This is a genomic window from Pseudomonas sp. BCA17 (assembly GCF_004519405.1).
GTDB lineage: Bacteria > Pseudomonadota > Gammaproteobacteria > Pseudomonadales > Pseudomonadaceae > Aquipseudomonas.
Genome location: NZ_SGWI01000001.1, coordinates 1,539,868 through 1,555,396 on the forward strand (window position 1 = coordinate 1,539,868; position 15,529 = coordinate 1,555,396).

The following is a 15,529-nucleotide window of genomic DNA, read 5'->3' on the forward strand; positions in this document are numbered from 1 at the left end:
CTGGACGCGCCATTTCAATCAACAGGCGTTACACAAAAAAGGACTGCCCAGGGCACCACGGCACGACCCCGCGAAAGCCTTCGACTTTCGCGGCGCGTCTGCAGTGTCCCCACACTGCCTGTCAGCGCGCGCGCCACTCTCCCAATCGCCCCCGCAAGCGGGCTGCGCACTGGCTATGCAGCTGGCTGACACGCGATTCGCTGACCCCCAGGACCTCACCGATTTCCTTGAGGTTCAGCTCTTCGTCGTAGTACAGCGCCAACACCAGTCGCTCACGCTCCGGCAAATTGGCAATCGCGTCCGCCAACGCCCCCTGGAAACGCTCATCTTCCAGGTCGCGCGACGGTTCGAGATGTGCACTCGCGCCGTCCTCGTGCAGCCCTTCGTGTTCGCCGTCCTGCAACAGGTCGTCGAAACTGAACAGGCGGCTGCCCAAGGTATCGTTCAAAATCCCGTAATAATCATCGAGACTCAATTGGAGTTCGGCCGCAACTTCATGATCTTTAGCGTCGCGACCGGTTTTTGCTTCAATTGCGCGAATTGCGTCACTGACCATTCGCGTATTGCGGTGTACCGAACGCGGCGCCCAATCCCCTTTACGCACTTCATCGAGCATCGCACCACGGATACGGATACCCGCATAGGTCTCGAAACTCGCGCCTTTGCTCGCGTCGTATTTGGTCGACACTTCGAGCAGGCCGATCATGCCGGCCTGGATCAGGTCCTCCACCTGCACACTGGCCGGCAGACGCGCCAGCAGGTGGTAGGCGATGCGCTTGACCAGGGGCGCGTAACGCTCGATCAATTCGCCTTGACTGTCACGCGCCGATTTTTTGTAAAGGTTGTAGCCGCTGGATGTCATAGCACCGGTCCTGCGCTCGTCTGATGCACCAATCGCTCGACGAAAAACTCCAGATGCCCACGCGGGTTGGCGGGCAACGGCCAGGTATCGACCTTCTGGGCAATCGCCTTGAACGCCAGCGCGCACTTGGAACGAGGAAACGCTTCATAGACTGCACGCTGCTTTTGCACAGCCTTGCGCACCGACTCGTCGTAGGGAACTGCGCCAACGTATTGTAAGGCCACATCGAGGAAACGGTCCGTGACCTTGGTCAACTTGGCGAACAGGTTTCGGCCTTCCTGCGGGCTTTGGGCCATGTTGGCCAGCACCCGGAAGCGGTTCATGCCGTAGTCACGGTTAAGCAGTTTGATCAGGGCGTAGGCGTCGGTGATCGAGGTGGGTTCATCGCAGACCACCAGCAACACTTCCTGCGCGGCGCGCACGAAGCTGACCACGGATTCGCCGATCCCGGCGGCGGTGTCGATCACCAGCACGTCGAGGTTGTCGCCGATATCACTGAACGCCTGGATCAGGCCGGCATGCTGCGCCGGGCTCAGGTGCACCATGCTCTGGGTGCCCGAGGCGGCCGGCACGATGCGAATGCCACCGGGGCCCTGCAGCAGCACATCGCGCAGCTCGCAGCGGCCCTCGATCACGTCGGCGAGGGTGTGTTTGGGTGTCAGCCCCAGCAGAACGTCAACGTTCGCCAGACCCAGGTCAGCATCCAACAGCATGACGCGACGGCCAAGCTCTGCCAGGGCCAGGGACAAATTCACCGACACGTTAGTTTTCCCGACGCCACCTTTGCCGCCGGTCACCGCGATCACCTGTACAGGATGCATGCTGCCCATTTTATTTCTTTACCTTGTCTTGCTTAGACGCAGGCTACATGGCGTGGTCGCGCGAATCGCTTGCAGACCATCAATGTAGATACATTTCACAGTGCTCATCATGCCTCACCCCACCCGTTTTGCCGGGTTGTGGTAAAGGTCGGCGAACATATCAGCCATCGCTTCCTCGCTAGGCTCTTCTTGCATTTGCACACTGACAGCACGGCTGACCAGCTGATGACGACGCGGCAGATGCAAATCATCTGGAATCCGCGGCCCGTCGGTCAGGTAGGCGACCGGTAATTCATGCCCGATAGCCAGGCTCAACACCTCGCCCAGGTTTGCAGTTTCGTCGAGTTTGGTGAGGATGCAACCGGCCAGGCCGCAGCGCTTGTAGCTATGGTACGCAGCGGTAAGAACCTGTTTCTGGCTGGTGGTTGCAAGCACCAGGTAATTTTTCGACTTGATGCCACGCCCGGCCAGGCTTTCCAGCTGCATGCGCAGCGCCGGATCGCTGGCTTGCAGGCCGGCGGTATCGATCAACACCACGCGCTTGCGCAACAGCGGGTCAAGGGCGTTGGCCAGGGACTGGCCCGGGTCGACGTGGGTCACCGGCACGTTCAGGATACGGCCCAGGGTCTTGAGCTGTTCCTGGGCGCCAATGCGATAACTGTCCATGCTCACCAGTGCGATGCTCGAAGCACCGTACTTGAGGACATAACGGGCGGCCAGCTTGGCCAGGGTGGTGGTCTTGCCCATGCCGGCGGGGCCGACCATAGCGATCACACCGCCCTCTTCCAGGGGCTCGAGCTCCGGGGTGACGATCATGCGAGCCAAGTGGGCCAGTAACATGCGCCACGCCTGGCGCGGCTCTTCGACTTCGGCAGTCAGCGCCAACAGGTCGCGGGACAACGGCCCCGACAGGCCGATACGCTGCAAGCGACGCCACAGGTTGGCTTGTTGCGGCTTGCTGCCTTGCAGTTGTGTCCAGGCCAATGAACCCAGCTGCACTTCAAGCAGTTCACGCAGACCATTGAGTTCGAAGCGCATCGAGTCGAACACACGCTGATCGACAGCAGCAGCCGGGGCTGGCGCGGCGGGACGTGGCGGTTCGACGAAAGTCGGCTCGACCAGCGGCTCAGCGGCTGTCAGCGGCAGGCCGGCGAATAATTGGCGATTGGTGGAAGCATCGCTGTCGCTGCGCATGCTCAGTTCAGCCTGGGCCGACACAATGCGCGAGGCGGTCTTGCGCAGCTCGTCTTCCAGTTCCATGTTCGGCACGCGCGGCGCCAACGCCGAGGGGGTGTAATCCAGGGCAGCCGTCAGCTCGACACCGCCGGCAATGCGACGGTTACCGATAATCGCGGCATCGGCGCCCAGCTCATCACGGACCAGTTTCATGGCCTGACGCATATCGGCGGCGAAAAAACGCTTAACTTGCATAACCCACTACCCTCAGCCGTTGGGCCCTACTGTCGCGACGATAGTCACTTGCTTATTGTCAGGAATTTCCTGATAAGCCAAAACGTGCAAATTCGGTACTGCCAGGCGTCCAAAGCGCGACAACATCGCTCGAACCGGGCCAGCCACCAGCAGAATTACCGGATTGCCCGCCATTTCCTGACGCTGCGCCGCTTCGATCAACGAGCGCTGGAGCTTTTCAGCCATGCTTGGCTCCAGCAGGACGCCCTCTTCCTGGCCTTGTCCGGCCTTCTGGATACTATTGAGCAATATTTGTTCCAACCTTGGTTCCAAGGTGATCACAGGCAGCTCGGACTCAATGCCTACAATGCTTTGCACGATGGCGCGGGACAAGCCGACGCGCACGGCCGCCACCAGAGCGGCAGTATCTTGACTCTTGGAGGCATTGTTGGCGATGGCCTCAGCGATGCTGCGAATGTCGCGCACCGGCACCTGTTCGGCGAGCAGCGCCTGCAGCACCTTGAGCAATTGCGACAGCGACAGCACACCCGGCACCAGCTCTTCAGCCAGTTTCGGCGAGGCTTTGGCCAGCAACCCCATCAATTGCTGGACTTCCTCATGGCCGATCAGCTCATGGGAGTGCTTGTACAGAATCTGGTTGAGGTGGGTAGCGACCACGGTGCTGGCGTCCACCACGGTGTACCCCAGGGATTGCGCCTGGCTGCGCTGGCTGACTTCGACCCACACCGCTTCCAGGCCAAAAGCCGGATCTTTGGCGGTAATGCCATTGAGTGTGCCGAACACCTGGCCAGGGTTGATCGCCAGCTCACGGTCCGGGTAGATCTCGGCTTCGGCGAGGATCACCCCCATCAGGGTCAGGCGGTAGGCGCTGGGGGCCAGGTCGAGGTTGTCACGGATATGCACGGTCGGCATCAGGAAGCCCAGGTCCTGGGACAGCTTTTTGCGGACCCCCTTGATGCGCGCCAGCAATTGGCCGCCCTGGTTGCGATCCACCAGCGGGATCAGGCGGTAGCCCACTTCCAGGCCGATCATGTCGATAGGGGTCACGTCATCCCAGCCAAGTTCCTTGGTTTCCTGGGCGCGGGCCGGGGATGGCAGCAGCTCCTGCTGGCGGGCGATTTCCTGCTGAGCCAGGACCTTCACCTGGTTCTGCTTGCGCCAGAACAGGTACGCCGCACCGCCCGCCATGACCGCCATGCTCAGGAACGACACGTGCGGCATGCCCGGCACGAGGCCCATGATGGCCATAATGGCTGCGGCTACCGCCAGCGCTTTAGGCGAGGCGAACATCTGGCGACTGATCTGCTTGCCCATGTCTTCGGAGCCCGAAGCGCGGGTAACCATGATGGCTGCAGCTGTAGATAACAACAGTGATGGCAATTGCGCCACTAAACCGTCACCAATGGTCAGCAATGCGTAGACCTTGCCCGCGTCACCGAAGGTCATGCCGTGCTGGAAGATACCCACCGCCATGCCGCCGATCAGGTTGATGAACAGAATCAGCAGACCCGCAATGGCGTCACCCCGCACGAATTTGCTCGCACCGTCCATGGAACCGTAGAACTCGGCTTCCTGGGCGACTTCCGCACGGCGGGCCTTGGCCTGGCCCTGGTCGATCAGACCGGCGTTGAGGTCGGCGTCGATGGCCATCTGTTTGCCAGGCATCGCATCGAGGGTAAACCGCGCACTCACCTCGGAAATCCGCCCGGCGCCCTTGGTCACCACCACGAAGTTGATGATCATCAGGATCGCGAACACCACGATACCGACCACGTAGTTACCGCCGATCACCACCTCACCGAAGGCCTGGATCACCTTACCGGCGGCGGCGTGGCCGTCCTGGCCGTGCAACATGACCACGCGGGTGGACGCCACGTTCAGCGCCAGGCGCAACAGCGTGGCAATCAGCAGGATCGTGGGGAAAACCGCGAAATCCAGTGGCCGCAGGGCGTAGACGCACACCAGCAGTACCACGACCGACAGGGCAATGTTGAAGGTAAAGAACACGTCCAGCAGGAACGGCGGCATCGGCAACATCATCATTGCCAGCATCACCAGCAACAGCAATGGCACACCCAGATTGCCCCGTGAGAGGTCAGTCAGGGTGCCACGGGCCGTGCTGAGCATTTGAGAGCGATCCACCGGTATTCCTCGTGTCCCTTGAAGCAAAGTTTTGACGCCCGCAGGCGCCCTGAAGGCCGGGTTGCAAGAAGCCTTCCAACTTTTACTTCAAGTAACAGATAGGCCCTGCAAGGGCCTGTTACCGGATGCTCTTTTACGCGGGGCGTACCTTTTCGGCCTGAGGGCCTTTCTGCCCCTGGGTTATCTCGAACTCCACCCTGCTACCTTCTTCAAGGGTCTTGAACCCGTCACCTTGAATCGCGGAATAGTGGACGAACACATCAGTTCCGCCACCGTCCTGAGTGATGAATCCAAAGCCTTTTTCCGCGTTGAACCACTTCACCGTACCTACTGCCATTGCCGTTCTCCTGACGTCTGATACGCACACTTGCATGGGCGTCGCTAGATTCGCTTGACGCTGGTGGCGAATATTCCATCGGGACGGTGGATTCTTTCGAATAACACCCTCTGGCCTTGCGCAAGCCGCACGCCAACCGACCCTTGAAGATCCACCGGTACGTTTTCTCCCTCACCGTCCGGCGCAATCAAGCCACTGCCTCTGTCCAGGTCATAGACCTTGATCGTCCCTTCCGCTACCGACTGCATGCCCCTCTCCCTGCCTCTGGTTGAACCACCTGCGCGCAGCGTAGGACGTCATGGAAGCGCGATAGCGGGAAGCTGGCTACTGTCAAAGTTGACAGGTAGACAAAAGTTGGTGACGAGCGGTAATGCCCCGACAAATCTTAGTCAAAAGAAAGGTGATGGTTTGCAGATCAGGAATCCCGACGCAATTCCGGCGGAATCGGCAGGTCCTTGAGCGGGTCCGGACGCTTGCCCTTGCCCGCGCGGTATTGGCGGATCTGATAGACATACGCCAGCACCTGGGCCACGGCCAGGTACAACCCTGCGGGGATTTCCTGGTCGAGATCGGTGGAATAAAAGATCGACCGGGCAAGCTCCGGCGATTCGAGCAGCAAAATATCGTTGGCCACGGCGATTTCGCGGATTTTCAGGGCAGTGAAGTCGCTGCCCTTGGCCAGCAGCATCGGCGCGCCGCCCTTCTCCGGGTCGTACTTGAGGGCCACGGCGTAGTGAGTCGGGTTGGTGATGACCACGTCGGCATCGGGCACCGCCGCCATCATCTTGCGCTGGGACATTTCACGCTGCAGTTGCCGGATACGCTGCTTGACCTCGGGACGCCCTTCCTGGTCCTTGTGCTCGTCGCGCACTTCCTGCTTGGTCATCAGCAGTTTCTTGTGGCTTTCCCACAACTGGATCGGCGCGTCCACCGCCGCGATAATGATCAGCCCGCAGGCCATCCACAAGGTACTCCAGCCCACCACTTGCACGCTGTGGATGATGGCCGACTCCAGCGGCTCGTGGGCAATGCGCAGCAAGTCGTCAATGTCGGATGACAACACCGTCAGCGCCACGAACAGAATCAGGATGAATTTGGCCAGCGCCTTGAGCAGTTCCACCAACGCCTTGCCGGAAAACATACGCTTGAGCCCAGGCCCCGGGTTCATCCGGCTGAACTTGGGCGCCATGCTGCCTGCGGCAAACAACCAGCCGCCCAAGGACACCGGGCCGATCAGCGCCGCCAGCAATAACGTGATCAGTACCGGCTGCACCGCCAGGAGAGCGATCTTGCCCGAGTGCAACAGGTACAGGCCCATGGCGCCGGGGCTCAGCAACACCTCACGCGGCAGGACGAAGTTGAGTTTCATCAACTCCATCAGGTCCAGCGCCAGGCCGCCACCGTAAATCAACAGGCCACCGGCGCCGGCCAACATCACCGCGAGTGTATTGAGCTCTTTGGAGCGGGCGATCTCGCCCTTTTCCCTGGATTCCTTTTTACGTTTATCCGTGGGGTCTTCTGTTTTGTCCTGACCACTCTCGCTCTCGGCCATGGCTCAGCGCGCCCGTGCCAGATCACGTAAGAACTGCAAGGCTTCGGTCGCCAGCGGTTGATACTGATTGAGAATGTCAGCCATGCCGACCCAGAAAATCCCCATGCCCAGCACCAGGGTCAAGGGGAAACCGATCGAGAAGATATTCAACTGCGGCGCCGCACGGGTCATCACGCCAAACGCGATGTTGACCACCAGCAAAGCGGTGATAGCCGGCAACACCAGCAACAGCGATGCACCCAGTACCCAGGTGAGGCGCCCCACCAATTCCCAGAAATGGCTGACCACCAAGCCCGAACCCACCGGCAAGGTGGTGAAACTCTCGGTCATGACCTCGAACACCACCAGGTGGCCGTTCATCGACAGGAACAGCAACGTCACCAGCATGGTCAGGAATTGCCCGATCACCGCCGCCGACACGCCGTTGGTGGGGTCGACCATGGACGCGAAGCCCATCCCCATCTGGATCGAGATGATTTGCCCGGCAATCACAAACGCCTGGAAGAACAATGTCAGCGAGAAGCCCAGCAGCGCGCCGATCAGGATCTGCTCGGCAATCAGCAACAACGCGCTGAGGTCCAGCGCATTCACCGGCGGCATCGGTGGCAGCCCGGGAACGATCACCACGGTAATGGCGAAGGCGAAATACAGGCGAATACGCCGCGGGACCAAGGTGGTGCCGAACACCGGCATGGTCATCAGCACTGCGGTTACGCGAAACATCGGCAAGATGAAAGACGCCACCCAGGTGCTGATCTGGGTGTCGGTCAACGCCAGCACGGACTGCATGGGGGGTCAGCCGATCAACTGCGGAATACTGCCGTACAACTGCAGGATGTATTCCATGAAAGTGCGCACCAGCCAAGGGCCGGCGACGATCAGCGTGATCAGCATCACCAGCAGGCGCGGCAGGAAGCTCAACGTCTGTTCGTTGATCTGGGTGGCGGCCTGGAACATCGCCACCAGCAGGCCGACCAACAGGCTCGGCACCACCAGCACGGCGACCATCATGGTGGTCAGCCACAACGCCTCACGGAACAGGTCGACGGCAACTTCTGGCGTCATCGCGCTATACCCCTCCGAAACTGCCGGCCAACGTGCCGATGATCAGCGCCCAGCCGTCCACCAGCACAAACAGCATGATCTTGAACGGCAGCGAGATGATCAGCGGCGACAGCATCATCATCCCCATGGCCATCAACACACTCGCCACCACCAGGTCGATGATCAGGAACGGGATGAAGATCATGAAGCCAATCTGGAACGCGGTCTTCAATTCGGACGTGACGAACGCCGGCACCAGGATGGTCAACGGCGCCTGATCCGGGGTGGCGATATCGGTACGCTTGGACAACCGCATGAACAACTCAAGGTCGCTGGAGCGGGTTTGCGAGAGCATGAAGTCTTTGATCGGCCCCTGGGCCTTGTCGATCGCGTCCTGGGCGCTGAGCTTTTCCGCCAGATACGGCTGCAGGGCTTGCTGGTTCACCTTGTCGAACACCGGTGCCATGATGAACAGCGTCAGGAACAGGGCCATGCCGGTGAGGATCTGGTTCGACGGCGTCTGCTGCAGACCCAGGGCCTGACGCAGGATCGAGAAGACAATAATGATCCGCGTGAAGCTGGTCATGAGCATGACAAACGCCGGGATAAAACTCAGCGCCGTCATGATCAGCAGGATCTGCAAGCTGACCGAATACTCCTGTGCCCCGGCGGCGTTGGTGCCCAGCGTGATCGCCGGAATCGACAACGGGTCGGCGGCCCACGCCAATGGCGCAGCCAGCAACATCATGAGCGTCAATAAAACGCGCATTACTTCTTATCCTTCTGATCCTTGCCCAGCAACTCCATCAGGCGCTGGGCGAATTCTGGCGTGGCAGCCTCGGTGCCGGCCACTTCCACCGGCTTCTTGAGCACATGCAGCGGGGTGATGCGGCCAGGAGTAATGCCCAGCAGAATCTGCTCCTCGCCGACCTGCACCAACACCAGACGATCACGCGGGCCAAGGGCGCGCGAGCCGATCATCTCGATGACCTGGGCATTTCCCGGGCCGATGCGCTGCACTCGGCGCATCAACCAGGCCAGCACGAAAATCAAGCCGACCACCAGCAACAGTCCCAGCACAAGCTGAGTCAACTGGCCGCCGACACTGCTGCTGACCACGGGGGCCGCCGCCACTTGCGCGACCGGCTCGGCCGCCATGGCGCTCAATGGCAGCGCCAGAAACAGTCCCGCCATCGAATACTTCATATCAGCGCAACTTCTTGATGCGTTCGCTCGGGCTGATCACGTCGGTCAGGCGGATACCGAACTTCTCGTTGACCACCACCACTTCGCCGTGGGCGATCAATGTGCCGTTGACCAGCACGTCCAGCGGCTCACCCGCCAGGCGGTCGAGCTCGATCACCGAACCCTGGTTGAGCTGCAACAGGTTGCGGATGTTGATTTCGGTGCTGCCCACTTCCATGGAAATCGATACCGGGATGTCGAGGATCACGTCCAGGTTCGGCCCGTCGAGGGTCACCGGTTCGTTGTTCTTCGGCACGCTGCCAAATTCTTCCATGGGCAGGCGGGAACCGGCCGACGAGGTCGCGGCGTCGGCGGCCAGCAGCGCATCGATATCGTCCTGGCCTACATCGCCGGTCTCTTCCAGGGCTGCTGCCCATTCGTCAGCCAGGGCCTGGTCTTCGGCGGAAGTGTTTTCGTGTTCGGTAGCCATTACATGTCCTCGGCGGAGCAAACATTCATCAATAAATTAGAGCGGATCAGCGACGGGTGATCGGCTCGATCACTTGCAACGCCAGGTTGCCCTTGTGGGAACCGAGCTTGACCTTGAACGATGGCACGCCATTGGCGCGCATGATCATTTCTTCCGGCAGTTCCACAGGAATGACGTCTCCCGGCTGCATGTGCAAAATGTCACGCAAACGCAGTTGGCGACGGGCCACAGTGGCGCTCAGAGGTACGTCGACGTCCAGCAGGTCTTCGCGCAGGGCCTTGACCCAGCGCTCGTCCTGATCGTCCAGGTCGGATTGGAAACCGGCGTCGAGCATCTCGCGCACCGGCTCGATCATCGAGTACGGCATGGTCACGTGCAGGTCGCCGCCACCGCCATCGAGTTCGATGTGGAAGGTGGAGACCACGATGGCTTCGCTGGGGCCGACGATGTTGGCCATGGCTGGGTTCACTTCCGAGTTGATGTACTCGAAATTGACTTCCATGATCGCCTGCCAGGCTTCCTTCAAGTCGATGAAGGCCTGCTCCAGCACCATGCGCACCACACGCAATTCGGTAGGGGTGAATTCACGGCCTTCGATCTTGGCGTGACGCCCGTCGCCGCCGAAGAAGTTGTCCACCAGCTTGAACACCAGTTTGGCGTCAAGGATGAACAGCGCGGTGCCGCGCAACGGCTTGATCTTGACCAGATTGAGGCTGGTGGGCACGTACAGCGAATGTACGTACTCGCCGAATTTCATCACCTGCACCCCGCCCACCGCCACGTCCGCCGAACGGCGCAGCATGTTGAACATGCTGATACGGGTGTAGCGGGCGAAACGCTCGTTGATCATTTCCAGGGTCGGCATGCGTCCACGGACGATGCGATCCTGGCTGGTCAGGTCGTAACTTTTGATGCTGCCAGGCTCGGCAGCCATGTCGGTCTGTACCAGACCATCATCGACGCCATGCAGCAGCGCATCGATTTCATCCTGGGACAGCAGGTCTTGCACGGCCATGTCGTGATCCTACTGCAATACGAAGTTAGTGAAGAGCGCCTGCTCAACCACGACTTTGCCGAGTTCTTTCTGGGCCACTTCCTGCACGCTGGCAGTGACCTTCTGACGCAGCATTTCCTGGCCGACCGGGGTGGCCAGGGTGTCGAAATTCTGTCCGGAGAACAGCATCACCAGGTTGTTGCGGATCACCGGCATATGCACCTTGAGGGCATCCAGATCCGCCTGGTTACGCGCCAGCAAGGTGATGCTCACCTGCAGGTAGCGTTGACGACCGTTCTGATTGAAGTTGGCGACAAAGGCTGGAAGCATCGGCTCGAAGATTGCCGGTTGCTTGACGTTAGTGGCGGTCTCGGCGGCGGGAGCCGGTTTGCTGGCACTGCTGTGCATGATGTACCACGTGCCGCCCACGGAGGCGCCAATGGCCAGGAGCAAGCCCAGCACAATCACCAGGATCAGCTTGAGCTTGCCTTTACCTTTGCCAGCGGGGGGAGTTGCTGCGTCGTCGCTCTTCGCCATGCCAATAATCCGTCACTATTCGGGAATTCATAGATCTACGGAAAGGCAAGAGCAAGTGTTATGCCAGAGTTGTCTGGCACGCAGGCAAGGCCAATCAAACAGGGGAGCGAGCCACTCCCACATGGGGTCGGTGCAAAGCACGAATCAGGCGTAATAATCGACCGCACTGGAGCCGATTACCGTAGAGGTGACCGGCGCCACCGCTTCAGCCACGTCGACGTGCCCACTGCCCTCGCCGCTGTCCCCGCGTCCGCCGCTACCACTCACGCGTGCCTGGGCCTGAGCCTGAGCTTGTTGCTGCTGCTCCTGGCCTCGGGACTGGTCGGAGACGTTGACGTCCACTTGCCCCATGCCCTGCTGGGCAAACATCTCCCGCAGGCGTCCGGACTGGCTTTCCAGGGCTTCACGCACCACCGCATGGCCACTCATGAAGTGGACCTGAGCCTGTTGGTCCGGCGTCATATTGACCTTGATATCCAGGCGCCCCAGCTCTGCCGGCTGCAACTGGATCTCGGCCGACTTGAGGTTGGCGCTGGACAGGTACATCACGCGGTTGACCACGTCTTCGGTCCAGCCGCTCTGGTGCATGGCCAACGGCGCGTTGGCAACCGACGGTAAGGCGTTCGCGGTTTTCGGCGTGGCGGCCTGGGTCAGCGCAGCCAGGCGGTTGGCGAAATCATCGACGCGAGTATCGCTGCTGGCGTCTTTCAAATCCTTAAGGCCACTTTCGATCAGCCCGCTGAAGGCTTTGTCGCCGCCGTCGGGGCTGTGCTTGGCAGTCTGCTGATCGACCATGTTGGCCAAGCCAGCCGCAAAATTCTGCGCGGCGGTCGGCTGATCCAGGTTCGACGCAGGCGCAGTTTTCTGCGGTGTCTGGCTGCTGGCCGATACGTGTCCGCCCTGCTCCATCGCCAAACGCACGGCCGGCATCGAATCCAGAGGGTCGGCCGACGGATCGAAAGGTGGTTGGTTGGCGTCATCGGTCGCCGCGACCGGTGCGGCAACAACCGGCTTGGCCTTGTCATCCTTCGCCTTGTCATCCTTGGTCGCGGCAGCAGGTACCGGTGTCTCCACGGGAACCGGCACAGCCACCGGTGTGACGGCTGCAATCACTGCAGGGTCGACCACGGGTGCGACGGGAGGTTGCTGAGCCAGGGCCGGGTCAGTGGGCTTGGTATCGTCACTGCTGGCGCTGTCGTCGGACTTGGCCGGCGGGTTGGCAGGCAAGGGATTGCCGCTATCGGCAACCGCTGGCTTGCTGGCGGCAGGCTTGTCGTTGTTGTCGGCAGACTTGGCGCTGGTATCGGCAGGCTTGTCACGGGTGGATTTAGTCGGGGTGTCGTCGGTCTTCACCGCCGGCTTCGAGCCTTGGCTGGCAAACACTTGAGCAAAGCCAGGGCCCTTGTCCTGCTGGGCCGCAGCCGCCGCCGGAGGTGTAGCGGCGGGCGCTTGGGGCTTGGCTGCGGGAGCAGCCTGAAGGAGCGAATTGGGGGCGACTGGCATAGGTAAAGGTCTCCACTGCACAGGGGTCGAGAGTGCTGTGCTGGGAGGTGGAGCAAGAGTTGGGCCAAGTTTGTGCAGGAGCGAGCTTGCTCGCGAAAAACGTCAACGATAACGCGGTGTCCTGGAGGAGCGCGGCGCCTGTAAGTTTTTCGCGAGCAAGCTCGCGCCTACAGGCGTCCACGTATTCTTCTTCAACAACTAAACCCCGAACCTCTGCCTCTCCGACTCATACAAAGGCCGAACCAGGGCGAACTCACTGTCAATCTGATCCACCAGCGCCCCCAGGTCCGCGGCAGCCCCGACTGACTCCACTTCCAGCCGCTGACACAACTGCGCCAACCGCACAGCCCCAAGGTTGCCGCTGCTGCCCTTGAAACTATGGGCAATCCGCCCCAGCGCCTTGGCATCATCCCGCGCCTTGCGTAGCGCTTCGACGCGCTTTTGCGAGTCGTCAAGAAAGGTTTCCAGCAACTTGGGGTACTCATCTTCCATGACGTCCTGCAAACCCGACAGCACCTCGGGGTCCAGATGAATCTCAGCCACTTGCTCGCTCCTTGATCAAGAATCAGCGGATTATGCCAGAGCCGTCCAGCAAAACTCCACGCAGACACTGCGCCCGCCGTCCGTCCAGCGTACATCGCTGCTCAACTGGCGCACCAGGCTCAAGCCTCGTCCAGACAGACGGTCGATATCCGGCGGCCGCGCCAGTACCTGATCCACATCGAAACCTGGACCACTGTCTTCGACGCGCAAGATCAACTTGCCGCCCTGGGTGGTCGGCACCACCTGCATATGCACCCGCACATAACCGCTGTCCAGTTGCGCCAGCCGCTCATTGCGCTGTCGGTAGTAGTCGGCAAAGCCCTGGGCATTGCGCTTGAGCTGCGAGTCCAGGCCCAGCACACCGTGCTCCAATGCATTGGAATACAGTTCGGCCATCACGCTGTAGAGCGCCCCGCTCTGCTCGCGCAGCCCCTGGATCTCCAGCAACAATTGCAGCAGATAGGGCAACGGGTTGTAGCACTTGAGCGTCTGGGCGCGATATTCGAAGCTCACCGACCAATCCAGAGGGCACGCCTGGCTGCCGTCGGTGTACGCAGGCTCGGACACACGCAGCGGCTGGCCGGGCTGCAAGGTGATTTCCACCATGCTGACGTCATCCCGTGCTTCACCACGAAAGGCCGCCAGAGCCTGCTCGATCTCTTCGAACAGGCGGTCGGGCTCGCAGTTGGCGGCGAACACCTGCTGCAAGCGCTCGGCGCCGAACAACTGGTCGTTGGCGTCAGCGGTCTCCAGCACACCGTCGGAGAGCAGAAATACCCGATCGCCAAGGGCCATGGGCAAAACGTCGATGCTGTCATCAAACGCCTCCATCGACAGCACACCCAACGGCAGATGCCGTGACTTCAACGGCGTGCGCTTGCCCGTAGCGACCTCATGCACATAACCCTCCGGCATGCCGCCATTCCATACCTCTACCACACGTCGCTGGGGGCTCAGGCACAACAGGGTGGCGCAGCAGAACATGTCCACCGGCAGGATGCGCTTGAGCCTGGCATTCATCTCACGCAGGGTCTGCGCCAGGTCATAACCCTTGGCGGTCATCCCGTAAAACACGTCAGCCAGGGGCATGGCACCAATCGCGGCGGGCAGGCCATGGCCGGTGAAATCGCCGAGCAGCACGTGCATGTCTCCAGACGGCGTATACGCCGCCAGTAACAGGTCGCCATTGAACAGCGCATAGGGTGATTGCAGATAGCGAATGTTCGGTGCGGCATTGATGCAGCCCGAATGGGCGACCTTGTCGAACACCGCCTTGGCCGCACGCTGCTCTTGCAGCAGGTATTCATGATGCCGGGCGATCTGATCGCGCTGCTGAAGGACCGTGGCCTGCAGACGCCGCAAACGGTCCATGGCATTGATCTTGGCGGCCAGGATCAGTGGGTTGTAGGGTTTGGGCAGAAAATCATCCCCACCGGCATCCAGGCACTCGGCCAGGTCGGCGCTTTCGCTGAGGGACGTAAGAAAGATCACGGGGACCAGCGCCTCCCCCGCCAATTGCTTGATCCACCGCGCGGCCAGGAAACCGTCCATCACCGGCATCATCGCGTCCATCAACACCAGTTGAGGTCGCTCACGCGCAAACACCTCAACGGCTTCCTCGCCGTTGGCTGCGGTGAGCACGTGATGCCCCTGGCGCCGCAAGATAGTCGCCAGCAGCAGCCGGTCGGTATCGCTGTCCTCGGCGATCAGGACAGTCAGCGGCTCGGACATCGGGGCCAGTACTCTCAATTGATGTCGAACAGCTTATCGAAGTTAGAGATGGCGAGGATCTTGCGCACGTCGGGACTGCAGTTGATCAGCGTGACCTGCGAGTCGTCACCGCCTGCGTGGTCACGCAACAACAGCAGCATGCCCAAGGCCGAGCTGTCCAGGTAGGTGGCTTCTCTCAGATCGACGGTGTAGGCGTCAGGGACCTTGTAGAAACGCTCGTAAGCCTCACGGAAATGCTGGTGGCTGCCGAAATCGAACCGGCCCTTGATTGCGATCGTCAACTTTTTCCCATCCAGGGATACTTCTGATGTCACCGACATACGACTGCTTCCTTGTCATTGGCCATGTGTAACAAGG

Annotated in this window: 18 protein-coding genes; all 18 read right to left on the reverse strand. The window is 60.7% G+C overall.

What is annotated here, in order from left to right:
• Nucleotides 1–121: 121 nt before the first annotated feature.
• Complete coding sequence (gene fliA / locus EXW71_RS07100; RefSeq protein ID WP_065909829.1) at nt 122–862, reverse strand: RNA polymerase sigma factor FliA; 741 nt, start codon at nt 860–862, stop codon at nt 122–124.
• Complete coding sequence (gene fleN / locus EXW71_RS07105) at nt 859–1,692, reverse strand: flagellar synthesis regulator FleN (protein WP_105523152.1); 834 nt, start codon at nt 1,690–1,692, stop codon at nt 859–861. Before fleN ends, fliA begins: the two co-directional genes overlap by 4 nt.
• A 105-nt stretch (nt 1,693–1,797) precedes the next feature.
• Nucleotides 1,798–3,114, reverse strand: coding sequence for a flagellar biosynthesis protein FlhF (gene flhF, locus EXW71_RS07110; protein WP_123717520.1), 1,317 nt, complete (start codon nt 3,112–3,114; stop codon nt 1,798–1,800).
• A 12-nt stretch (nt 3,115–3,126) separates the two neighbouring features.
• A complete protein-coding gene (gene flhA / locus EXW71_RS07115) occupies nt 3,127–5,241 on the reverse strand; it encodes a flagellar biosynthesis protein FlhA (protein WP_372241319.1) in 2,115 nt (704 codons plus the stop codon).
• A 148-nt stretch (nt 5,242–5,389) separates the two neighbouring features.
• Nucleotides 5,390–5,593 (reverse strand): cold-shock protein, encoded by a 204-nt coding sequence (locus EXW71_RS07120; RefSeq protein ID WP_123715593.1) that lies wholly within the window; start codon nt 5,591–5,593, stop codon nt 5,390–5,392.
• A 44-nt stretch (nt 5,594–5,637) separates the two neighbouring features.
• Entirely contained in the window at nt 5,638–5,841 is a 204-nt protein-coding gene (locus EXW71_RS07125; protein WP_134656885.1) for a cold shock domain-containing protein, read from the reverse strand.
• Nucleotides 5,842–6,008: 167 nt separating this feature from the next.
• Nucleotides 6,009–7,145 (reverse strand): flagellar biosynthesis protein FlhB, encoded by a 1,137-nt coding sequence (gene flhB, locus EXW71_RS07130; RefSeq protein ID WP_123715592.1) that lies wholly within the window; start codon nt 7,143–7,145, stop codon nt 6,009–6,011.
• A gap of 3 nt (nt 7,146–7,148) precedes the next feature.
• Entirely contained in the window at nt 7,149–7,934 is a 786-nt protein-coding gene (gene fliR, locus EXW71_RS07135; RefSeq protein WP_123715591.1) for a flagellar biosynthetic protein FliR, read from the reverse strand.
• Between the two features lie 6 nt (nt 7,935–7,940).
• Nucleotides 7,941–8,210: a flagellar biosynthesis protein FliQ gene (gene fliQ / locus EXW71_RS07140; RefSeq protein WP_071486515.1), complete on the reverse strand. Its 270-nt coding sequence runs from the start codon at nt 8,208–8,210 to the stop codon at nt 7,941–7,943.
• A 4-nt stretch (nt 8,211–8,214) separates the two neighbouring features.
• Nucleotides 8,215–8,958 carry a flagellar type III secretion system pore protein FliP gene (gene fliP, locus EXW71_RS07145; protein WP_134656886.1) on the reverse strand — a complete coding sequence of 248 codons (744 nt, stop codon included), beginning with the start codon at nt 8,956–8,958 and terminating at the stop codon, nt 8,215–8,217.
• On the reverse strand, nt 8,958–9,395 hold the full coding sequence (fliO, locus tag EXW71_RS07150; RefSeq protein ID WP_123715589.1) for a flagellar biosynthetic protein FliO: 438 nt from the start codon (nt 9,393–9,395) through the stop codon (nt 8,958–8,960). The genes fliP and fliO overlap by 1 nt, the downstream gene beginning before the upstream one ends.
• Nucleotide 9,396: 1 nt before the next feature.
• Nucleotides 9,397–9,864 carry a flagellar motor switch protein FliN gene (gene fliN, locus EXW71_RS07155; RefSeq protein ID WP_123715588.1) on the reverse strand — a complete coding sequence of 156 codons (468 nt, stop codon included), beginning with the start codon at nt 9,862–9,864 and terminating at the stop codon, nt 9,397–9,399.
• Nucleotides 9,865–9,910: 46 nt separating this feature from the next.
• Nucleotides 9,911–10,879, reverse strand: coding sequence for a flagellar motor switch protein FliM (gene fliM / locus EXW71_RS07160; protein WP_123715587.1), 969 nt, complete (start codon nt 10,877–10,879; stop codon nt 9,911–9,913).
• Between the two features lie 9 nt (nt 10,880–10,888).
• Complete coding sequence (fliL, locus tag EXW71_RS07165; RefSeq protein WP_134656887.1) at nt 10,889–11,395, reverse strand: flagellar basal body-associated protein FliL; 507 nt, start codon at nt 11,393–11,395, stop codon at nt 10,889–10,891.
• 144 nt (nt 11,396–11,539) lie between these two features.
• Nucleotides 11,540–12,898, reverse strand: coding sequence for a flagellar hook-length control protein FliK (locus tag EXW71_RS07170; RefSeq protein ID WP_134656888.1), 1,359 nt, complete (start codon nt 12,896–12,898; stop codon nt 11,540–11,542).
• A gap of 198 nt (nt 12,899–13,096) precedes the next feature.
• Nucleotides 13,097–13,441 carry an Hpt domain-containing protein gene (locus tag EXW71_RS07175; RefSeq protein WP_134656889.1) on the reverse strand — a complete coding sequence of 115 codons (345 nt, stop codon included), beginning with the start codon at nt 13,439–13,441 and terminating at the stop codon, nt 13,097–13,099.
• A gap of 30 nt (nt 13,442–13,471) precedes the next feature.
• A complete protein-coding gene (locus tag EXW71_RS07180) occupies nt 13,472–15,190 on the reverse strand; it encodes a fused response regulator/phosphatase (RefSeq protein WP_134656890.1) in 1,719 nt (572 codons plus the stop codon).
• On the reverse strand, nt 15,187–15,492 hold the full coding sequence (locus tag EXW71_RS07185; protein ID WP_134656891.1) for an STAS domain-containing protein: 306 nt from the start codon (nt 15,490–15,492) through the stop codon (nt 15,187–15,189). Before EXW71_RS07185 ends, EXW71_RS07180 begins: the two co-directional genes overlap by 4 nt.
• Nucleotides 15,493–15,529 lie beyond the last annotated feature (37 nt).